Annotated in this window: 18 protein-coding genes and 1 riboswitch; of the genes, 12 read left to right on the top strand and 6 right to left on the bottom strand. The window is 55.5% G+C overall.

Going from position 1 to position 20,734, the window contains the following annotated elements; genetic code table 11:
* Positions 1-151 precede the first annotated feature (151 nt).
* Together ACR0AL_RS17130 and ACR0AL_RS17135 are read right to left on the bottom strand one after the other, a co-directional pair.
* Positions 152-1,237, bottom strand: a complete 1,086-nt coding sequence (locus ACR0AL_RS17130; RefSeq protein ID WP_170551065.1) for a polyamine ABC transporter substrate-binding protein — start codon at positions 1,235-1,237, stop codon at positions 152-154.
* 232 nt (positions 1,238-1,469) lie between these two features.
* Complete coding sequence (locus ACR0AL_RS17135) at positions 1,470-1,874, bottom strand: RrF2 family transcriptional regulator (protein WP_170351190.1); 405 nt, start codon at positions 1,872-1,874, stop codon at positions 1,470-1,472.
* Positions 1,875-1,978: 104 nt separating this feature from the next.
* Between ACR0AL_RS17135 and ACR0AL_RS17140 the strand changes: the two genes are divergently transcribed.
* The 10 genes from ACR0AL_RS17140 to ACR0AL_RS17185 all read left to right on the top strand — a co-directional run bounded on the left by ACR0AL_RS17140 (position 1,979) and on the right by ACR0AL_RS17185 (position 12,582).
* Complete coding sequence (locus tag ACR0AL_RS17140) at positions 1,979-3,190, top strand: GTP-binding protein (protein ID WP_480663996.1); 1,212 nt, start codon at positions 1,979-1,981, stop codon at positions 3,188-3,190.
* Positions 3,187-3,822 (top strand): DUF1826 domain-containing protein, encoded by a 636-nt coding sequence (locus ACR0AL_RS17145; RefSeq protein WP_480663998.1) that lies wholly within the window; start codon positions 3,187-3,189, stop codon positions 3,820-3,822. The genes ACR0AL_RS17140 and ACR0AL_RS17145 overlap by 4 nt, the downstream gene beginning before the upstream one ends.
* The gene (locus ACR0AL_RS17150) at positions 3,819-4,091 is read left to right on the top strand and encodes a DUF6525 family protein (RefSeq protein WP_425082575.1); all 273 of its coding nucleotides are present in this window, start codon (positions 3,819-3,821) and stop codon (positions 4,089-4,091) included. The genes ACR0AL_RS17145 and ACR0AL_RS17150 overlap by 4 nt, the downstream gene beginning before the upstream one ends.
* A 165-nt stretch (positions 4,092-4,256) precedes the next feature.
* Positions 4,257-4,463: riboswitch (cobalamin riboswitch) on the top strand.
* A 102-nt stretch (positions 4,464-4,565) separates the two neighbouring features.
* Positions 4,566-4,922, top strand: a complete 357-nt coding sequence (locus tag ACR0AL_RS17155; protein WP_425082576.1) for a DUF1636 family protein — start codon at positions 4,566-4,568, stop codon at positions 4,920-4,922.
* Positions 4,919-5,704, top strand: coding sequence for an ABC transporter ATP-binding protein (locus ACR0AL_RS17160; protein ID WP_480664000.1), 786 nt, complete (start codon positions 4,919-4,921; stop codon positions 5,702-5,704). Before ACR0AL_RS17155 ends, ACR0AL_RS17160 begins: the two co-directional genes overlap by 4 nt.
* Positions 5,705-5,722: 18 nt before the next feature.
* Positions 5,723-6,670 (top strand): ABC transporter substrate-binding protein, encoded by a 948-nt coding sequence (locus ACR0AL_RS17165; RefSeq protein WP_480664002.1) that lies wholly within the window; start codon positions 5,723-5,725, stop codon positions 6,668-6,670.
* 40 nt (positions 6,671-6,710) lie between these two features.
* Positions 6,711-7,685, top strand: a complete 975-nt coding sequence (locus ACR0AL_RS17170; protein ID WP_480664004.1) for a FecCD family ABC transporter permease — start codon at positions 6,711-6,713, stop codon at positions 7,683-7,685.
* 273 nt (positions 7,686-7,958) lie between these two features.
* A complete protein-coding gene (locus ACR0AL_RS17175; protein WP_438826487.1) occupies positions 7,959-9,473 on the top strand; it encodes an FMN-binding glutamate synthase family protein in 1,515 nt (504 codons plus the stop codon).
* Positions 9,474-9,526: 53 nt separating this feature from the next.
* On the top strand, positions 9,527-11,188 hold the full coding sequence (locus tag ACR0AL_RS17180; RefSeq protein WP_480664006.1) for an acetolactate synthase large subunit: 1,662 nt from the start codon (positions 9,527-9,529) through the stop codon (positions 11,186-11,188).
* Positions 11,185-12,582, top strand: coding sequence for an aldehyde dehydrogenase family protein (locus tag ACR0AL_RS17185; RefSeq protein ID WP_480664008.1), 1,398 nt, complete (start codon positions 11,185-11,187; stop codon positions 12,580-12,582). Before ACR0AL_RS17180 ends, ACR0AL_RS17185 begins: the two co-directional genes overlap by 4 nt.
* A 191-nt stretch (positions 12,583-12,773) precedes the next feature.
* Here ACR0AL_RS17185 and ACR0AL_RS17190 read toward each other — a convergent pair whose 3' ends face one another.
* Genes ACR0AL_RS17190 through ACR0AL_RS17205 form a run of 4 tightly spaced genes read right to left on the bottom strand, consistent with a single transcriptional unit; the run spans position 12,774 to position 17,839 of the window.
* A complete protein-coding gene (locus tag ACR0AL_RS17190) occupies positions 12,774-14,576 on the bottom strand; it encodes a metallophosphoesterase family protein (protein ID WP_480664010.1) in 1,803 nt (600 codons plus the stop codon).
* 23 nt (positions 14,577-14,599) lie between these two features.
* Positions 14,600-16,108: a tripartite tricarboxylate transporter permease gene (locus ACR0AL_RS17195; protein ID WP_480664012.1), complete on the bottom strand. Its 1,509-nt coding sequence runs from the start codon at positions 16,106-16,108 to the stop codon at positions 14,600-14,602.
* A gap of 13 nt (positions 16,109-16,121) precedes the next feature.
* Positions 16,122-16,637, bottom strand: a complete 516-nt coding sequence (locus ACR0AL_RS17200) for a tripartite tricarboxylate transporter TctB family protein (RefSeq protein ID WP_480664014.1) — start codon at positions 16,635-16,637, stop codon at positions 16,122-16,124.
* Between the two features lie 2 nt (positions 16,638-16,639).
* Complete coding sequence (locus tag ACR0AL_RS17205; RefSeq protein ID WP_480664016.1) at positions 16,640-17,839, bottom strand: ROK family transcriptional regulator; 1,200 nt, start codon at positions 17,837-17,839, stop codon at positions 16,640-16,642.
* Between the two features lie 92 nt (positions 17,840-17,931).
* On the opposite strand from ACR0AL_RS17205, the gene ACR0AL_RS17210 reads away from it, so the two are divergent.
* Positions 17,932-18,915: a Bug family tripartite tricarboxylate transporter substrate binding protein gene (locus ACR0AL_RS17210; RefSeq protein WP_480648369.1), complete on the top strand. Its 984-nt coding sequence runs from the start codon at positions 17,932-17,934 to the stop codon at positions 18,913-18,915.
* A gap of 76 nt (positions 18,916-18,991) precedes the next feature.
* A complete protein-coding gene (betC, locus tag ACR0AL_RS17215) occupies positions 18,992-20,527 on the top strand; it encodes a choline-sulfatase (protein WP_170351204.1) in 1,536 nt (511 codons plus the stop codon).
* Positions 20,528-20,734: the final 207 nt, after the last annotated feature.

A 20,734-nucleotide genomic window follows, 5' to 3' on the forward strand; every position in this document is an offset into this window, starting at 1 on the left:
TGTGAAAAAAGCACAGACTGCGACCCACGACACCGGCTGGGGCGTTCTGCAAAGTGCATTGGGGCAAGGTAAGCTTTTCCCAGCCCCAACATTTTGCACGTATCAGTCGTTTTGTGCTTCTTAGACGAATAGGTTAGTGTCAATAGGCGACCTACACGCCAGATTTAACCCGCGTCCACATGCGCGTCACGAAACGCTGCATCTCAGCGTCCCAAGGCATCTTCATATAGAGGTTCTTCATCCCTTCTTCAGACGGATAGAGGCCCGGATCATTCAAAATCGCTTCGTTCAGAAACTCTTGCGACGCAAGGTTTCCGTTTGCATACCAAACATAGTTTGAAATTGCGGCCGCGTTTTCTGGCTCCATCAGGAAGTTAATGAACTTATGGGCCAGTTCCGGATGAGGGGCATCCGCAGGGATCGCGATCTGGTCGAACCACATGCCCGAACCTTCTCGGAAAGCGCTATACTCAATTACAATCCCGTTTCCGGATTCGGCGGCCCGGCTTCGGGCTTGCAGGCCATCACCTGACCAGGCCACTGAAACGCACACTTCACCGGTCGCAAGGTCCGAGATATAGCCTGTCGAATTGAATTTCCTGACGTAAGGACGAACCGCGTTAAGAACCGGTTCAGCTTTGGCGATAACATCGAGATCGCGCGTATTCGGATCCTCTCCGATATAGGTCAGGGCAGCGGGGATAAGCTCGGACGGAGCATCCAGAAAATTCACGCCACAATCGGACAGCTTGGACACGTACTCCGGGTTAAACAGCAGCTCCATCGAATCCAGTGGGATATCGTCACCAAGCGCCTCGCGAACTTTTTCGACATTCACAGCAATGCCCGTTGAACCCCACATATAGTTAACTGAGTAGCTATTCTCCGGATCGAAGGTCGCGGTTCGTTGCTCGATAGCATCCCACAGATTAACCGAGTTGGGCAGCTGGGCTTTGTCGAGCGGTTGGAAGACACCGGCTTCTATCTGACGTTGCAAAAACGTGCCCGAGGGAAACACGACGTCATAACCAGACTTGCCTGCAAGCATTTTGGTTTCAAGCAAGTCATTGGAATCGAAGTTATCGTAGACGACTTCGACCCCCGTTTCGGTGGTGAATTTTTGCAGCAAAGCCTCGTCGATATAGTCAGCCCAATTGTAAACATAGACCTTTTCCTCGGCGTACAGCGCGGTTGTGAAAAGCAAGGTCATCGACGCAGCCGTCAATATTGATTTCATTGTGTACTCCTAGGGCTTTGCAACATGTTCCCGATGGGCTGTGAGAAACGCGGTCCACCCGTCTTATGGTCATGAGGCAGATCCAACAAGCCCGAAGTTAAAGCTGAGCCTTACCAAAGGACGTACCCCCACCCTAGTTGGTGCAACCCTTAAACAGCAGGAATGTTGCACCCATAGCGTCAAACGATGTGGTGAGAATGAAGAGAAACTTGCCGCGATACTTGATCAGGTATTACTTGCCTCTGACTTCGGAGATGGTTGTCTCGCCGAGACGGTCGACTAGGCTTTGCTCGATCTCCTTCATGATACTCGAAACGCGACGGTGCAACGCATGTTCCACTGAACATTTGGGGGCATGGTCTTCTCTGCCAGAGGCGATCAGACTTTCGTCCAACGCAAGATACACATCCGCCAGGGTTATGCTGTCTGGTTCGCGTGCCAGACTCCACCCTCCTGCGTGGCCTTTTTCCGAAGTTAACAGACCCGCGTCACGAAGCCGTCCCAAGACGCGGCGTACCACCACCGGGTTCGTCCCTGAATGCTCGGCGATATCCGCAGATGTACGCTTACGATTCGGATCTCCGGCCATGTGGCCGAGCGTGTGCAGGGCGAGGGATAGGCGGCTATTGCGCTTCATTTGTCGTTCTTCTCCAAGCAGATATCACACGTAACAATAACTGTTGCATTCGTCTAGTAACTGCGTAAGTTACGTGACTCTCAAGGCACCATTCGGAGCAACCCATGTCAGATACCCGACTTCCTGTCACCGTCCTTTCCGGCTTCTTAGGGGCGGGCAAGACCACCCTTTTGAACCGAGTCCTGAACAACCGCGAAGGGCGTCGGGTCGCGGTCATCATCAACGATATGTCCGAGGTGAATATCGACGCCGATCTGGTACGGGCCGATACCGAACTCAGCCGGACGGATGAAACTCTGGTAGAAATGTCGAATGGCTGCATCTGTTGTACCCTTCGGGACGATCTTCTGGAGGAAGTCCGGCGCCTCGCTGCGGAAGGACGTTTTGACTACCTGCTTATTGAATCCACAGGTATTTCCGAACCATTGCCTGTGGCAGCAACTTTCGATTTCCGGGATGAAGCGGGCGACAGCTTGTCGGACGTGGCGCGGCTCGACACCATGGTAACGGTTGTCGATGCGGTGAACTTGCTGAACGATTTCTCGTCCCACGATTTCCTACGAGACCGAGGCGAAACGATGGGAGAGGAAGACGAGCGAACTCTGGTCCACTTGCTTACGGATCAAATAGAATTCTCTGATGTAGTGATCCTGAACAAGGTTGAAGATGCGGGGTCAGAAAAAGTTGATGCGGCACGCAAGATCATCCGCAGTCTGAATGCAGATGCCGAGATCATCGAGACCAACCATTCGGAAGCTGCCGCAGAAAAGATCCTGGACACCGGCCTGTTTGACTTCGAGCAAGCCCATGAACACCCGATGTGGGCAAAGGAGCTGTATGGCTTTGCCGACCATGTGCCTGAGACTGAGGAATACGGGGTTGTGTCATACGTTTACCGGGCGCGACTTCCGTTCGCTCCCGAACGCATTTTGGGCGTTCTCAACGGTGATCTGCCAGGGGTGATCCGGGCCAAAGGCCACTTTTGGATTTCGACACGCCCCGACTGGGTGGCTGAATTTTCACTCGCCGGTGCATTGTCCAGCATCAAACCACTCGGCACCTGGTGGGCATCAGTTCCCGAAGAGCGACGCCCCGCACATGACAGCGCCCGCGCCTATATGCAGGCCCACTGGCAAGAGCCGTGGGGCGACCGCCGTCAAGAGATCGTTTTCATCGGTGCCGGGATCGACTGGCAAAGTTTGAAGGCACGATTGGACAATTGCCTTATTCCAGCAGTCACGGCGACAGGGCCCGGCAATTTGCCGGACCTGCCGGACCCCTTTCCGATTTGGCGCCGGGCAGAGGATGCCGCATGAACTTCGTTAGAAAGCCCGTGGAAGACAAGGTCACCGGTGTGAGCTTCGCAGATGATCCGGCGGCAATCCGCACTTTTGCACAGCCAAACTGTGCCGCTTTGATTTGGCGCCGGCGAACCCCGCCGGATATGCAAAGCTGGCTTGACCAACTTGATCCCAAGGCGTTGCCAAGTGGGCGAGTCATTCTTCCACCAAGCGCCGTTAAGACGACCGTGGGGCAACTCTGCGATATCTCCGGCATGCCTAACGGGACTGAAAGAGCGTGGCTTCAAGATGATATCGCTTCTCTGGCCGACATGTTCTGTGAACTGATGAACGCCAACTTCCTGCGGCTGCGGCTGGATGTTGTCACCACCAATGCTTGCCGTAAATTTCATACCGATGCTGTCACCGCCCGGTTGGTCTGCACCTATCGTGGCACTGGAACACAATACGGCACCTCGACTGATGGAAACGATCCCGCGCTTGTGTTTACCGTTCAGACCGGCGCTCCGATCCTGCTACGGGGAACACTCTGGACCGAGCGACCATCGTCAGGGGTGGTGCATCGCTCGCCTCCGATCGAAGGTACCAGTGAATCCCGTCTCGTCTTGGTTTTGGACCCAGTGGAAAATCCGGAAACCAAAGCATGAGACGTAACCTCGGGCATTGCAGCTTGCGCCGCAAGCATCGATCAACCGATCCGATGGATGTGTTTGACGGCCTGCCAGCCCCGTTGCGACAGTGGTTGTCAGAAGCTGCATTGCCATGGTCCCCGGTATCCGCGCGCCGCATCTGGTCAAAATCGCGGGCCAAGGGGCTTTCATCAGAAGAAACGCTCGTGTCACTCAGCCAGGCCGAAGCCCGAACGCTCGCGCGTGACCGGCAATCGACTGTTTTCAAATTAAATTCTCAAACATGAAGGAAAAAATGCTACCTCTAACACAGTATGCTGTCGCGACCCATGCGGCACTGGGTGCCGCACTTACAGCGAAAACGCATGCGGCAGACTTCGAAACCCTGAGCGTTTGAGTTCCGATCGAAAAGTTGTTGTTTCAAATCGTGATTGACATGGCCCCCAGTCTAAGACAAGCAAGGGCTAGATGGTTCCCGATGGTGCGCCCAAGGGATGAAAAGGGAATACGGTGCGGTTCGCCACTTTGGCGCCAAATCCGTGACTGCCCCCGCAACTGTAAGCGGTGAGCGACGCCAAAATCCACTGGTCATTGGGCCGGGAAGGATGGCCAAGCATCGACCCGCAAGTCAGGAGACCTGCCATCACATGTTCAACCAACCCGGGGCGGGGCGTCCTGGAAGGAGGCTTTGATGGCACGTCTGAAACGTGTGTACATGATCGGCACCTTCTGTCCGCGCTTGGCTTCAAGCGGAGCGGACTATGCCGGAAACACCTGACCACTTCCTTCTGATCTGCTCGACCTGTACCGGCGCATTGCCTGTCGATGTCATGCGCAATGCGTTGACCGGCAGGTTGCCAACCGGGTTCGCAGTGCGCACCGTTACCTGCATGGCGGGCTGCGCGCGACCAACAGCCGTCGGATTTCAGGCTGTCGGCAAAGCACACTACCTGTTCGGCGATATTGAAACTGCCGAAGATTTCGACGCGCTGGCGGAATTCGCACATCAGTACCGCAACGTCGCAGACGGTTGGACCAACGCGACGGACCGGCCGCAACCACTATTTACAAAAACCCTTTCTCGTTTGCCTCGGATTCAATTGGGGGAACCATCATGACGACCTCATCTTTTCTGGTTGCGCGTGATCTCGAATACTATGCGCTCAATGGTGACGTTCTTCTGCAAGGTGTCTCGTTTGAATTGGCCGAGGGCGCGATACTGGCAATTGCCGGTCCAAATGGGGCGGGAAAAACCACGCTTTTGAACCTTCTGTGCGGGGCGGCTGAGATTGTATTGGGCAATGTATTGGTCAAGGAACGCAGCCTGAAACATATGCCCGCAATGGAACGCGCCCGCATGATCGCTGTTGTGGGCCAGCAAGAACAACCGGATGGCAGGTTGCTACTGCGGGACTATGTTGCCATGGGCCAGATTCCGATCTGGGCCGACCGTTCGGCGGATGAACATGCCAGAGAACTGAACAGAATCCTTGAGCTGACCGACCTTGGCGCGCTGGCAGAAAAGCGCATGGCGGTATTGTCCGGGGGCGAACGTCAACGCGCGCATATCGCCCGGGCACTGGCACAGAATCCATCGTTGTTGTTCTTGGATGAGCCAACCAACCATCTCGATCCAGATGCCAAGGGTCGGATGCTGTCTCTGGTCGCCGAACTCGGCATCACGGTTGTGATGATTGTCCATGATCTTGTCATGATCCCGGAATTTGCCACCCACGTGGCGCTGATGAAATCTACGCGGCTCACGGGATTTGGCCCCGTGGCCGAAGTGCTGACCCCCGAGCGGGTCCGCGATACTTTTGGCGTTGAATACCTGTGCTTTCACCACGAAGGCCGCGTGATTCCAGCGCTGGATATCCGAAAATCCACAATCTCAACCTAAACCAAGGAACATTCCCAAATGAAACACATCTGGTCCGTGGCGCTGTTCACAGCCATGGCAGGCGGCGCGTCCGCCCACGAGGTCACCGTCGACAACTGCGGAGCGCCGCTGGTGTTCGAAGCCCAGCCCGAGCGTCTGGTTGTGCATGACATGAACATGACCGATATGGCCTTCGCGTTGGGCCTGCAGGACAAGATCGTCGGTCTGACCGGCATCACCGGCTGGTACAAAACCAGCCCGGAATTCGACACCCTGCGCGGTGATATCCCCGAACTGGCACCGAAATACCCAACTGTCGAAAACCTTGTTGCCGTGGAACCCGACCTGTTCTTTGCTGGCTGGTATTACGGCATGAAGCCGGGCGGAGATGTGACCCCGGATACGCTGGAGCCCTTTGGTATCAAGACCATGATCTTGACCGAAAGCTGTGTGCATCTGGACAAGGATCGCCCCGAAGCCAGCATGGACCTGCTGTTCAATGACGTCCTGCGCCTGGGTCAGGTCATGCACGTCGAAGACAAGGCCGAGGCGCTGGTCACGGGCTGGAAAGACGAACTCTCAGCGATCGAAGCGCAGACTGCCGACCTGGCGAAACCCCGCGTTTTCTTGCTGGACGGCCCGGCGGACGCGCCATTCACCGCAGGTAAGTTCGCCATCCCCGATGCTATGATTGCTGCCGCGGGTGGTGAAAACGTGACCCACGACATGGAAACTAGCTGGGGCCGAACCTCGTGGGAGGCGGTCGCCGCCGCAAACCCGGAATTCCTTGTGCTGCTTGATTATCAAACGGGCAATGGCGCTGCGGACACGTTCAAATTTTTGCAGGAACATCCAGTGATGTCGCAGACTGAAGCCGTGAAAAACGAGCGCTGGATCGGTCTGCGGTACGAGGAATTGACCCCCGGACCGGCAAATATCGAAGCGATTTCGAAAATGGCTCAGGCCATGCATCCAGGCCTCAACTGATATGGGCCGACTGGGCCTGACACTTGTGCTGGGGGCGGTCATGTTGGCCGCCCTCTTACTGATGTCCACCATCTATGGCACCACATCCATCCCTGTCACGGACACGGTCACGGCTATACTGCTGGGAACGGGGCTGAGTGAAGGAGAGATGTCACCGCTGCACCGGATCGTCTTTGACCTGCGCCTGCCGCGCGCCTTGTTCGCGGCCGTGATCGGGGCTGGACTTGGCATTGTCGGCGTGGTTTTGCAAACAACCACGCGCAACGATTTGGCCGATCCGTTTTTGTTTGGCCTGTCCTCGGGCGCGGCGGCAGGTGCCGTGTTCGTCATCACAGTGACCGGGGATATTCTGGGTTTTTGGACCTTACCGCTGGCCGCGTTTTGCGGAGGGCTTGTGGCGTCGGGTATCGTGCTGGCACTGGTTCACGGGTTGCGTACAAGCGCACCCGAGAAACTGATATTGGCCGGTTTGGCCGTGTCCTTCTTGTTCTCTGCAATCACCAACTATCTAATTTTCGCAGGCGACAGCCGCGCCGCGCATTCGGTGATCTTCTGGATGCTGGGCGGTCTGGGCCTAGCCCGGTGGGAGACGTTCCCGCTGGTCTGCGCCGGATTGCTGCTTATTTTGGCCTACGCGCTCTATCGCGCCCGCTGGCTAGACGCATTGCTGACCGGAGACCTGACAGCTGCAACGCTGGGCGTGCCGGTGCAGGGGCTGCGGTTCAGCATGTTCTTTGTCGCGGCCCTTGCAACAGCTGTGTTCGTCTCGGTGGCAGGCGTGATCGGTTTCGTCGGCCTGATGGTCCCTCATATCGCCCGTGGGATCGCAGGGCCGTTGCACCGGCATCTATTACCCACCGCAGCGATTGTCGGGGCGGCCTTGCTGACAGGTTCAGATATTCTCAGCCGCCTATTGCTGGCTCCTCAAGAACTGCCCGTCGGGATCGTAACCACCTCAATTGGTTCCGTTTTCGTGTTCCTGCTTTTATTCAGAACGGCAAGAAACCAGAGGTAGCTTTCTAAGGCCGCCGACCACCCAACCCGGGCAAGACTAAAGCTTTTGCCCGGCCTGCTGAGGGATGCGCATTATTCCACCAACAATCCAATTTGTTTCAATGACCTCACAGATACGGAAAATTCTGTCTCGCGCTTGTCAGCGGGTGTGATCCAAATCGCGCGCAGGCTTACTAGTTCACTCGGATCGGCGCCTTTAAGTGTTGTGAACGCCGCGTGAGGTTACCTTGCGGCAAAGCAGGTCAGTGAAACAACTACGGGAGCCCGCTTCGACATGAATATGGCAGAGTTTTCAGGAGCAGCCTTTCAATTGCTTGAAATACTTACGTACTCTTTTGTCCTTTGTGTCGGCCTGGCGGCGCTTTGGGTTGTGGTTTTATATGTTCGCGACCGGACGCAAACCGAAAGCACGCTGCGCCGCAACTACCCGGTCATTGCGCGGTTCCGTTACGGGTTCGAACATGTCGGTGAGTTTCTGCGGCAGTATTTCTTTGCACTGGACCGAGAGGAGATGCCGTTCAACCGGGCGGAACGATCCTGGGTTTACCGGGCGGCCAAGGATGTGGATTCCACTGTCGCCTTCGGATCAAGCCGGGATTTGAAGCCGTCGGGAACCGTGTTCTTCGCCAACTGTCCATTTCCAACGCTGGAGAAAGACGCCGAGGAACCCGCCGAGGTCGAAATCGGACCTTTTGCGCGTCATTCCTATAAGACCAGTTCGATTTTCAACATCTCGGGCATGAGTTATGGAGCCATCTCAATCCCGGCGGTGCGTGCCCTGTCTTTGGGTGCAAAAAAAGCGGGGATCTGGATGAACACGGGCGAAGGCGGGCTGTCGCCATATCATCTGGAAGGCGGCGCCGACATCGTCTTTCAGATCGGAACCGGCAAATTCGGCGTTCGTAAACCCGAAGGCGGGTTTGACGAGGACAAGCTGCGCGAGGTTGCGGCGCATGATGCCGTCAAGATGTTCGAGATCAAATTAAGTCAGGGGGCAAAACCCGGCAAAGGCGGTATTCTGCCCGGCGTCAAAGTCACCGAAGAGATTGCCGAAATCCGGGGGATCGAACCCGGGCAGGACGCGATCAGCCCGAACCGGCATCCTGATATTGACAGCGTTAACGATCTGCTGGACATGATCGCCTTTGTGCGGGAAGTTACTGGCAAGCCGGTGGGCTTCAAGGCGGTGATCGGCGCGCAAGGATTCTTTGAAGACCTCTGTGCTGCAATTCTGCGGCGCGGTGTTGAAAGCGCCCCGGATTTCGTGACCATCGACAGCGCCGATGGTGGCACAGGCGCAGCCCCCATGAGCCTGATCGACAATATGGGGATGCCGATACGCGAAAGCTTGCCTCTGGTCATTGATGTGCTGAAGGCGCATGGTCTGCGCGACCGGGTCAAGGTCTGCGCCAGCGGCAAGATGATCAACCCGTCCGAAGTGGCCTGGGCCTATTGCGCAGGGGCCGATTTTGTCAACTCGGCCCGCGGGTTCATGTTTGCCCTAGGCTGCATTCAGGCATTGCAGTGCAACAAAAACACCTGCCCAACCGGGATCACCACTCACAATCCCAAGCTGCAATTCGGTTTGGATCCAACCAATAAATCAGAACGCGTGGCCAGCTATGCAATGAACATGAAGAAAGAGATCGGCATTATCGCCCATAGCTGCGGTGTGGCTGAACCCCGACTTCTCAGGCGACACCACGCGCGGTTGGTATTGGAAAACGGCCGCTCTTTACCGATGAGCGAGCTTTATCCCGAACCGCAACATGTGGCGGCGGCTGAATAACCCGCAATTGCTGTCTATAGTTCCCTTCAAACCCCATTTAGGTGAGTGTTTCCATGTCTGCCAAATCTACTCCGACCAAAGCCTCTGACCTGCTTGTTGCCGCCCTCGAAGCCGAAGGGGTCACCCGGGTTTTTGCCGTGCCTGGCGAAGAAAACCTTGATGTTCTAGAGTCTCTGCGCACGTCGTCCATCGAATTGGTGTTGACGCGCCACGAACAGGGCGCGGCCTTTATGGCGGCCACCTATGGCCGTTTGACCGGCAAGGCAGGTGTCTGCATGGCAACGCTGGGACCGGGGGCGACAAACTTCGCAACTCCGGCTGCATATGCCCATTTGGGGGGGATGCCCCTGATTATGATCACCGGGCAAAAGCCGATCAAGAAATCCAAACAGGGGCAATTTCAGATCATCGATGTGGTCGGTCTGTTTGATCCGATCTGCAAGATGTCCAAGCAGATCGTGCATGGCAACACGATCCCTGCCCTGATCCGCGAGGCGTTCCGCGTGGCCGAGGAAGAGCGCCCCGGCGCGGTATTGCTGGAACTGCCAGAAGATATTGCGGCAGAAGCCACCGATGCACCAGTTCTGCAGCCTCATCCGCGCCACTATGCTGTGGCGGATCATACGGTTTTGCAGGAAGCCGCTGAACTGATCCGATCGGCAAAGATGCCCCTGCTTTTGCTGGGGGCCGGGGCCAATCGCAAGGACGCGCGCAAAGCGCTCAGCCGGTTTGTGGCAGACACTCAGATCCCGTTCTTTGACACACAAATGGGCAAAGGTGTCATTGATGAACGGTCTGAGCTGTTCATGGGAACGGCTGCGTTAAGCGACGGCGACTATCTGCACTGCGCCATCGACCGGGCCGACCTGATCATCAATGTCGGCCATGATGTCGTGGAAAAGCCTCCTTTCTTTATGGAAGAGGGCGGCACCAAGGTCATTCATGTGAACTACAAGGCGGCGCAGGTTGATCAGGTCTATTTCCCGCAGATCGAAGTTGTCGGTGATCTGGCCAAATCAATCACGCGCCTGGCCGAAATCCTCGACGGTCCGCTGGAGTTTGATGACAGCTATTTCCGGCTTGTGCGCGAGGAGACGGAAAAACACACATCCGAAGGGGCCGATGATCCGCGCTTTCCGATCATCCCGCAGCGTATCGTTGCCGACACCCGCAAGGTGATGGGTGACAGCGATATAATCGCGCTGGACAACGGCATCTACAAGATCTGGTATGCCCGAAACTATAAAGCGTATGAGCCCAACACCGTGCTGCTGGACAACGCGCTGGCGACGATGGGGGCGGGGTTGCCCTCGGCGATGATGGCGGCGATGCAGTATCCTGACCGCCGGGTCATGGCGATCTGTGGCGATGGTGGATTCATGATGAACAGTCAGGAACTGGAAACCGCCGTGCGGCTGGGGTTGAATCTGGTGGTGACCGTGCTGAATGACAGCTCTTACGGAATGATCCGCTGGAAACAGGCTCATGCAGGGTTTGACGATTGGGGATTGGGATTCAACAATCCCGATTTTGTGCAATACGCCAACAGCTATGGCGCAACCGGCCACCGCGTCGAACGCACCGAAGACTTGGTTCCGACATTCGAGGCCGCCTTTGCATCGGGTGGCGTGCATCTGATCGACGTACCTGTCGATTACAGCGAAAACCAGCGCGTCCTGATCGAAGAACTGGAAGCCAAGGTATGCCTGATATGAGTACCAGCCTGGATGTCGTGAACCCATTCAGCCTTGAGAAAATAGGCGCGATTGACCTGCGAACATGGGACGAGGTCGAGCCGATGCTGGATCGTGCTCACTCTCTGTTTCGGGACAGGTCCGCGTGGTTGCCCGCCTATCATCGGATTGAAATTCTGGAAAAAACCGCTGCTCTGATGTGGGCCCGGTTCGACGAATTGGCGCATCTGATCGCCGATGAAGGTGGCAAACCCTTGATTGATGCGCGGGTCGAGGTGACGCGCGCCATAGATGGGGTGGGTTTGTGCATCCACGAGATCGGGCAGATGTCCGGGCGCGAAATCCCGATGGACCTGACCGCCGCCGGAGCCGGGCGCTTGGCATTTACGACCCGCGAACCCATCGGGGTGGTTGTGGCAGCCAGCGCGTTCAATCACCCGCTGAACCTGATTGTGCATCAGGTCGCCCCTGCTGTGGCAACCGGGTGCCCGGTGCTGGTGAAGCCAGCCCTCGACACGCCTCTGTCCTGCAAGGTCTTTGTCGACATGCTGCACGAGGCTGGCCTGCCGCAGGAATTCTGTCATTTCGTAGCCTGCGACAATGCAGTGGCGGAACAGTTGATCACCGACCCGCGCACGGCTTTCTTTACCTTCATCGGATCAGCCCGTGTGGGGTGGATGCTGCGATCCAAACTGGCACCGGGTACACGCTGCGCATTGGAACATGGCGGTGCCGCACCGGTGATTGTGGACACCGATGCCGATCTGGACGCAATGATCCCGGTTTTGTCGAAGGGCGGGTTTTATCATTCCGGGCAGGTCTGCGTTTCGACACAGCGGGTCTTTGCGCCAATGGATATGGCCGAAGAGGTCGCCACGCGACTGGCCGAGGCTGCATCTCAGCTAAAGGTTGGAAACGCCACTGATGAAACGGTTGATTGCGGTCCACTGATCCGTCCGGGCGAAGTTGACAGGGTTGCAGAATGGGTAGACGAGGCAATCGCTGGCGGCGCGCGCGTTCTGACCGGCGGTAAACGGTTGGGGCCGACAACCTACGCGCCCACCGTATTGCTGAACCCTCCGGCGGATGCCAAAGTCTCGACGCTGGAAATTTTCGGACCCGTTATCTGTGTTTATGGCTATGACACTTTCGATGGCGCAGTTGAGGCAGCGAACGCATTGCCTTTCGCCTTCCAGTCTGCGGTTTTCACCCAGTCACTGGATCGCGCGCTGACGGCGGTACGCACGCTGGATGCCACGGCGGTCATGGTCAATGATCATACGGCCTTTCGGGTTGACTGGATGCCCTTCGCAGGCCGCCGCCAATCCGGTTACAACACCGGCGGGATCAGATACACGATGCACGACATGACACAGGATAAAATGGCAATTATCCGGCTGCCTCAGGATAAGTGACGGCCCTGTATATCCCGGTTCTGGCTCCATTCACTGCAAGGTATCTCCCTTTCAGGTCAGAGGGCGTTGGTTGAATTGAAAATACACGCTCGAATTGGTTCAGTGCCAGTCCAACTGACGCGCCCTATTGTTTGACCCGTAGGGTAGTTAGGTTTGAAAAAGTGCAGCTGCTTTGCCAGCCGTATACGCGTTCATTTATTGCCGACATGACGCGCGCGGACAGTTTCCAAAAGGGGGCGCGGGTTATTGTATCGATCAATCGCACCGTTGCGCACAAAGTAACCACGATCGACATCGGCAAGGGTATCGCAAAACACCCGCGTGTTTTTAAGCATTGCGCTGGTTCCCATTGCCTCAAGGACCCGGGCGTTGGTTGCGTCATCATCCCTATGGGGAATGGCAGGGTTGTCTCCGGCGACGCGCAGATGCACCGATGCTTTCAAGCCGTGGGGCGTAACCACCCGATCTGCGGCTTCTAATCTATCCGCAACCGGCTCGGTGTTGCCCAGCCGGAACACAGCACCCACAAGTCCGCAGGAATTCGGAAGGGTCGCGAGAATTTCTATCTGGTGCCTGTCCTGTGTATCGAACCCGTGATTTATCACATGAAAATACGTACCATCAGCTTTGATATCCTCTTTCGTGCGCATCCGGGAAATGTAGATCGGCAAGCCGGTTTTTTCGTATGCCTTAGACAGCGCATCAACAGATCCCTCCACGTCGCGCCAATTCAACGTGATCTCCCAATCAAACAAGTTGTCAGCGACGGACGCGATCAAATTCAGGTGGTTTTCAGGAATACTGTAACCAAACAACGTGATGCGAAAACCAAGGTGTTTCAGAAGGCCAATCCGGGCGCGGCGCATAGGGTCCAGAAGATCATGCAGAGGGAGACGCACGTCCCGGATGCCCATCTCTTGCAGCGCCAGAAGATGATAGTCATTGCGAACCGGTTTGCGATCGAATTCGTCCAAGCCACCGCTGGGAGGCACCTCTGATATCTCCGCCCAATTCTTACGAAGGTCAAAGCCTATCAGTGGCCGGGTGTTTTCCCTTGGGTCAGGGGCCAAAGGCTGCAGATCGCCGGTTGGTTTTTCACCGGGTGCCAGCTCTGCTCCGTTGGTACGCACAAACTTCGTGACGTGGCCGTTTTCATAAACACTCACCAAAAAATAGCCCAGTTTCGCAGCGTCATTGCGACCGAATTCACTGCCTTCCGGTGGAATTGCCCTCAGCATTTCTGAATAGTCCTGCCGGACAAAACTGGTCGCTGGCGCCAGGTAAAAATCCGTCTCGCCGTAACGATCGTACCAGAAGTTGTGGGCGTGACCTGAAAACATGGCCTCGATCCCATGCTTTTCGAGCAGCCCCAACAGCCATCCCCTACCCGGCTGATCGGTATTGTCATAGTGGTCAAGTTCGTCGGGATAACACAAGTAGGCCGGGTGGTGCAGCATGAGCATAATTCGTTGCCCTTGCGCCGCGGCTAGCTCGTTTTCAACCCAACGTCTTTGATCCGCTTCATCCTGCAGCCCGGAATTGATCAATTGCGCGTTCAGCAGAAGAAAACGCACCCCACCCTTTTCGAAGCTGTGGTATTGGGCGCCAAACTCCTTTTCCCACGCTTCGATCATTTTGGGCGTGGTGGGGCTTGCTGGCCCGCCACTGATTGGCGTGTCGCCGATATCGTGGTTTCCCGGCAGCACATGGATTGGCATCGTCAGGTCCGACACAATTGCGCGGTAAGCTTCGGCGGCCTGCGCAAACAGCTCTCCAGTCTCAGGCACGGGGTGAAGCAGATCACCGAGGTGGACAACAAAGTCCACCTCTCTGCGGTTGATATCTGCGACTACAAAACGAAACCGGCGATTGGCGCGGGCGTTCACGGGAAAGGGCGAGTTGCAGCGATCTTCGTCTGGATTGACATGGGTGTCCGAGATCACCGCAAAGCTGTAGACAAAGCGGCCCAGACCGGCCTTTCCCGTATTAACCATGATGTCTTCCTTGTATCTCGGGATTATCCGCCAGTGGTCAGAACCGATGCCTGCCCTGTGCGTGAGGCACGAATGCGGGATCGGATCAGTACAAAGATCGACAACGCTGTCAGCAGCCAGAACAGCCAGCAAATCGCGTTTCTGACAAAAATTGAAAGACTCCCATCAGACAACAACAGTGATTGACGGAAGTTGTCCTCAAGAAGCGGTCCTAGAACGAAAGCGATCAAAAACGGCGCGACCGGGATATCAAGCCGCATCATGGCGAATCCGACAAGACCCATGCACAGCATTACCAAGATATCGAACAGGTTGTTGTTCACCGCATAGGCACCATAAACACACAGTGTATACACGATCGGGTACAGAATGCGGTTCGGGATCAGCGCGACGCGGCTGAAGGTCTTGATCGCGACCTTGCCCACGATGAACAAATAGGCCGAGCTAAGCAGGATACCCATGAACAGCGCATAGATCATTGGCAGGTTTTCCGCGAAAAGAATGGGGCCCGGACGCAACCCATGGATCATGAATGCGCCCAGAATTACCGCCGTGATCACGTCACCTGGTACGCCCAAAGCCAGCAGCGGGATCATTGTCGCCCCGGCTACACCATTGTTCCCAGCCTCGGCCGCAGCGACGCCTTCAGGCTCACCCTTGCCGAAGTTTTCGGGGTTTTTCGAGTTTCTGCGTGCTTCGCTATAGCTCAGAAAGGCGGCCGGAGCACCGCCGATGCCAGGAATTGCCCCCAATATCACACCGATGAAACTCCCACGGACCACCGATTTCAGCGTCTTGCGGAAATCGGTAAAGCTTGCACCACTCCCCAATTCCTGACGCTGTGCCCCGGGTGGCCTTGCGCGCCGCGTCGCGCGATCCAAGATTTCGGGGATGGCGAACAGGCCGATCAGAACAGGAATAAAGTTCAGACCGGACATCAGCTCGTAGTTTCCAAAGATGAACCGGTTCGTGCCGTAGATCAGATCAAGCCCAACAGTGGCCAACATCAAACCCAGGCACGCAGACAAGACACCTTTGGTCAAGCTGGGTCCTGCAACACCTGCGATGATTGTCAAAGAAAAGACGATCAGCGTGAAAAACTCCGGTGGACCAAAACGCAATGCGAATGTCGCCAGAAAACCGGCGAACATGATCAGCGCTATGTTCGAGATCAGATCAGCCACACAAGATGCATAAAGCGCTATGTCCAACGCCTTTCGTGCTTGCCCCTTCTGCGCCAGCGGATACCCATCTAAAATGGTACAAGACGCCGCCGGGGTACCGGGTGTCTTTATGAGAATTGCCGTCAAAGACCCGCCATAAAGACCGCCCTTATACACTCCAAGCAGCAGCAGGATGCCGGTCACAGGCTGCATCGTAAACGTAAACGGCAGCGCCAGAGCCACACCCATAGGTGTCGTCATCCCCGGTATCGCACCGATGATGGTTCCAATCAGAACCCCGATGCCGATCACCAGAATGTTTTCGAAGCTCAGGAAAAGCTGAAAGGCAGTGGAAATATTCTCGATCATGCTCAGCTCCTACTCAGCTAAACGTTTCGAATATGCCAAGGGGCATTGGCACACCTGCGACGTGCAAAAAGAACAGATAAAGAAGAATAGGAAGAAGGATGCTGATTGGAACGATGTAGTACCATTTTCGCTCACCAAAAAAGAGCATCATGGCAAGCATCAAAACAATCGAGCTGGCAACCACGCCAAGCGTCGTAAGCGCAAAGTAAAACAGGAAAAGTGCAAAGATCAGAATTACCGTTCGTAGCGTTCCCGGCAGCGTCTCCAACTTGTAGATTGCATCTGCTTCCGCGTCCTCATCCGCATCCACCTCGGGTGTTTTGAGGAAGTATGATTCCGCCACCAAACTCAGCGCGACAAAAACAACGGCGAAAGCAATGACGCGAGGCCAGAACTGGGGTGACAACGCCGAGATCTCGACATTGCCCGGAGAATCCACCCCTGACGGTATGAGTATTACGATTGTCAGAATCCCAAGGACCAGGAACAGTGCCCCCGCGAAAAAATCTCTCCGTTTTGATGGCTCCACGGTCAGTTTCCTCCCTTCAGCAAATTCAAATCCAACTCAGCGTTTGCGATGTTTTCGCTGAGCGATAACAGCCGAGCCGCGCCCATATGCGTCATCTCGCTGGACTTGATCTTGATTGGTTGCTGCAGATCCGACTTGAGGGTGTCGATCTGCTTTCGAAACGCTTCAAGGTAGATGGGCGATTGGGCCAACGGCCCTGCAAGCAACACCAGTTCTGGCTGCAAAACCGTCAAACTTAGCGAAAAGCAGTTCGCTGTCCGTGCGCCAAATTCTTCCAAAACCGATCTGTAATCGCCGTCCGTTTCGTCCGCCCCCGAAACGACCTCCCAGATTTTTCGCGCCCTATCCCGATCGGAAAGCGCATTGAAAACGTCCGAAGAAAGTAATTTCTGCAACAGCGCTTTCCCGCCGCACAAATCTGACAACGTCACGGGCAGATTGGACCCCAAGCCGTCGGTGGTCTTAGCTTCGGTCAGAACACCACCAACCCGACTGATCCCACTATAGGGCTGCCCATTGATTTGAAGTCCGATACCAAAGCCAAGCGCGCAGTAGATCACTACCACGTTTTCAATGTTGCGTGCGGCCCCAAATGCAGCCTCGGATTGACAGATTGCAGCGCTCGGTGTTTCCAGCGCAACCGGAACTCCAAGCTCTTTCTGGACCAGATCCCGAACACCCACTTCGCCATCCCACCCAAGTGTCGGGGCCGAAATGACGGTGCCACGCGCCTTGTCCAGATTTCCTGCAATCGTAAGCCCAACACCAAACAACCTGTCTCTGTCAGGAACATGTTGTTCAATGAGCTTTCGGGCATGATCACAGCATGTCTTCAGAAAGCCTTCGCCTTCGGACAGGCCTTCACCACCAGCATCCCAGGACGCAATTCTGTTGTTTGAAAGATCGGCCAGTGTAACGACCTGCTGATAGGCGTTGATACCTATTCCGATAACGTATCCACCAGTGCGGTCGACAGACAGTCTCTTGGTGCGCGGGCCCCGCCGCCCCTCGGATTTGGCGTCGCCGACTTCCTGCACCAAGCGCGCCTCGATAAGTTCGCGCGTGATCCGGGACACGCTTGCCGCGTTCAATTCCAGCTTGTCGGCAATTTGCGACCGGGAAATTGTACCAGACCCCAATATCTCACTCAGAACCCTTTGCCGGTTTCCGCGCCCGATTTCTTCCAGTGATGAACCTGCCATTTTGAGCCTCCCATTTCACATTGACTTATTTATTTACTTACTGCAAGTAATTTATTAAGGTCAATTCATTCGATTCAGGGAGACGCTATAAAATGAAACTGAAAAATACAGTAGTCGCTACGCTGAGCTGCCTTGCCCTGCTCGCAATCCCAACTGTGGCATCTGCGCAGGAATATCCAAGCAAGCCAGTAACTTTGGTCGTTCCGTACGGCCCCGGCGGTGCCGCTGATCTGGCCGCCCGCACTATGAGTACAGAAGCCCCCGAGTATCTGGGTGAGAACATTCTGGTCGTCAACAAAACCGGCGCTGGCGGAGTCGTTGGCTCGACTCAGGTCGCAAAATCACGCCCGGACGGCTACACTTTGCTTATGGCGCGAGTGGGCTCTCAGGCCACGGTTCCTGCGATCAACCGCACAATACCGTACAAGTGGGACGACTTTACCTTTCTCGGCCTGATTGAAAAGAACCCGTTTGTCTTGGGCGTAAGTGCAGACTCGCCGTACCAGAACTTTGACGAACTGAAAGCAGCAATCGAGGGGGGCGAGCGCCTTTCTTATGCGTCTGCCGGAGTTGGCACTTTGTTGCATATGGCAATGTTGATCATGCTGGATGATCTTGGGGTAGATTCCGAAACCCTGATCCATGTGCCCTTCAAAGGGGGCGGAAAGGCGACCGCTGCCGTTGTTGGCGGGCACGCCGATTTGATCTTTCACAACCTTTCAGGTCTGTCCGGCGCAATTGAGAGCGATCAAATTCGCCCATTGCTGACCACCACGCCGGAACGGTTCTCAGCCATACCGGACACCCCGACCGCGCAGGAGCTTGGTCATCCAAATCTGGAAAATGTCGTCGGTTGGACAGGCGTATGGGGCCCAAAAGATCTGCCGGAGGACGTTGTAGCAAAATGGGTCGAAGTGCTGGGCGCGATTTCCGCCGATGCAAGCTGGGTTGATACGACTGAAAAGCTGGGCTCGGTCCCTATTGTTCTGTCGCCAGACGAAACAAAATCGTTTGTCGAGGGTCAGGTCAAAACCTTCAGTGACACCGCCGAAAAGCTGGGAATGGTAATTCAATAAGCAGCTCGGCGTCCCGGGCGGCCGCTCCTCCCCTTGGCCGCCCGGGACAATTTTCTTTCACATTTGGGAACCCACAATGGCACGTCCGAACATCCTTTTTATTCAGGCCGACCAGCTTGCAGCAAATGCGTTGAAAACATACGGAAACAAGACGGTGAAGGCGCCAAACATCGACCGCCTTGCGCAGGCAGGTGTCGTGTTTGAAAACTGTTATTGTAACTTGCCCATGTGTGGTCCGTCCCGCGCGTCGATGCATGCCGGAAAGCTGCCTTTCTCCATTGGCATGTATGACAATGCCAGCGAATTCCACGCCGATATTCCAACATTTGCCCATTACTTGCGCAGCATGGATTACCGGGTTGAAATGTCGGGCAAGATGCACTTTGTCGGCCCCGATCAGCTGCATGGATATGACAAACGCCATACGACAGAAATCTACCCGGCGAACTTTGCCTGGACCGTGGATTGGTCCAAAGGGCGTGAATACAAGCCCACGAACCTGACCATGGCACCCATTCTGGAAAGCGGCCCGGCAGTGCGCACCATGCAGATGGATTACGATGACGAGGTCGAATATCACGGCATTCAGGCGCTGTATGACCTGGCGCGCACGGGCGATGACCGGCCCTTTATGTTGACCGTTTCCTTTACCTCACCCCACTCTCCGTTCGTGATCGGACAGGAATACTGGGATCTCTACGACCATGATGAGATCGAGTTTCCAGCAGTGCCACCACTTGAGCTAAACGAGATGGATCACCTCAGCCGCAACTTACATTATTGCCAGTCGCGCCACGAATTTACCGTCACCCCCGAAGATCGTCGAATGGCGCGCCATGGGTATTACGGCATGATCTCGTATATCGATGATAAAGTCGGCCACCTTGTGGAAGTTCTAGAAAAGACGGGTCAGATGGAAAACACCATCATTATCCTGACCGCCGATCATGGTGAGATGATGGGTGAGCGTGGCATGTGGTTCAAACAACACTTTTTTGAATGGGCCGCCAGTGTACCTTTCATCGTCTACGCGCCAAATCGGTTCAAACCAGCGCGGGTGAAAAAAAATATCTCACTGATCGATCTTCTACCAACACTCACAGACCTTGCCGCTGACGGCGCGTTCCAGGATTTTGCGTCGCCCATAGATGGCCAATCCCTGGTCCCTGCCCTGAACGGAGACACATCTACACTGTCGGATGTCGCGATCTCGGAGTTTGCGGCCGATGGTTCAACCGGGCCCAGCCGAATGGTTAAAAAAGGGCCGTGGAAGCTCATGTGGCTCGAAGGTGAAGACACATTGCTCTATAATATCGACGAAGATCCCACCGAGGTGAGAAACCGCGCGAACGATCGTGACTGCACCGAGATCCGGGCCGAGCTTGAGGCTATCTTGTTCGACGGTTGGAATCCGGAGGAATTAAAAACAACCATTCGCGCCAGCCAGGTTCGCAGGCTTGCAATTCACAACGTGACGGGTGGGGATCCGACATATGTTCATACAGTTCGCCACGATGATGGTGAACGCTACATCCGCAATGCAGGGGCGGCAGACACCAAGGCGCGGGCGCGTCTACCTTACGTGGCTCCGGCAAAGCCAGATCAGGCGTAAATGCACCGCATGACTACACCCTTGTTGGCGCATGCACTGCGGGGTTCTTTTGCGTCGCATCTGCCTTCGGACCAAAATTCCGACCGAGCCAATTGAAATGGAACGCGCTGGCCACCGTAGATATCGAAGACAATCCGTTGATCCTTTAAAAGGACATCAGGGCTAACCGTCACAGATCAGCCCAAATTACACTTTGCTTTCCGGTGG

The sequence above is a fragment of the Ruegeria sp. BB1 genome, from assembly GCF_056539465.1.

Bases quoted from the DNA above. Each gene is read 5' to 3' on its own strand.
- ACR0AL_RS17130 (WP_170551065.1), bottom strand. From the start codon at position 1,237: ATGAAATCAATATTGACGGCTGCGTCGATGACCTTGCTTTTCACAACC.
- ACR0AL_RS17135 (WP_170351190.1), bottom strand. From the start codon at position 1,874: ATGAAGCGCAATAGCCGCCTATCCCTCGCCCTGCACACGCTCGGCCAC.
- ACR0AL_RS17140 (WP_480663996.1), top strand. From the start codon at position 1,979: ATGTCAGATACCCGACTTCCTGTCACCGTCCTTTCCGGCTTCTTAGGG.
- ACR0AL_RS17145 (WP_480663998.1), top strand. From the start codon at position 3,187: ATGAACTTCGTTAGAAAGCCCGTGGAAGACAAGGTCACCGGTGTGAGC.
- ACR0AL_RS17150 (WP_425082575.1), top strand. From the start codon at position 3,819: ATGAGACGTAACCTCGGGCATTGCAGCTTGCGCCGCAAGCATCGATCA.
- ACR0AL_RS17155 (WP_425082576.1), top strand. From the start codon at position 4,566: ATGCCGGAAACACCTGACCACTTCCTTCTGATCTGCTCGACCTGTACC.
- ACR0AL_RS17160 (WP_480664000.1), top strand. From the start codon at position 4,919: ATGACGACCTCATCTTTTCTGGTTGCGCGTGATCTCGAATACTATGCG.
- ACR0AL_RS17165 (WP_480664002.1), top strand. From the start codon at position 5,723: ATGAAACACATCTGGTCCGTGGCGCTGTTCACAGCCATGGCAGGCGGC.
- ACR0AL_RS17170 (WP_480664004.1), top strand. From the start codon at position 6,711: ATGTTGGCCGCCCTCTTACTGATGTCCACCATCTATGGCACCACATCC.
- ACR0AL_RS17175 (WP_438826487.1), top strand. From the start codon at position 7,959: ATGAATATGGCAGAGTTTTCAGGAGCAGCCTTTCAATTGCTTGAAATA.
- ACR0AL_RS17180 (WP_480664006.1), top strand. From the start codon at position 9,527: ATGTCTGCCAAATCTACTCCGACCAAAGCCTCTGACCTGCTTGTTGCC.
- ACR0AL_RS17185 (WP_480664008.1), top strand. From the start codon at position 11,185: ATGAGTACCAGCCTGGATGTCGTGAACCCATTCAGCCTTGAGAAAATA.
- ACR0AL_RS17190 (WP_480664010.1), bottom strand. From the start codon at position 14,576: ATGGTTAATACGGGAAAGGCCGGTCTGGGCCGCTTTGTCTACAGCTTT.
- ACR0AL_RS17195 (WP_480664012.1), bottom strand. From the start codon at position 16,108: ATGATCGAGAATATTTCCACTGCCTTTCAGCTTTTCCTGAGCTTCGAA.
- ACR0AL_RS17205 (WP_480664016.1), bottom strand. From the start codon at position 17,839: ATGGCAGGTTCATCACTGGAAGAAATCGGGCGCGGAAACCGGCAAAGG.
- ACR0AL_RS17210 (WP_480648369.1), top strand. From the start codon at position 17,932: ATGAAACTGAAAAATACAGTAGTCGCTACGCTGAGCTGCCTTGCCCTG.
- betC (WP_170351204.1), top strand. From the start codon at position 18,992: ATGGCACGTCCGAACATCCTTTTTATTCAGGCCGACCAGCTTGCAGCA.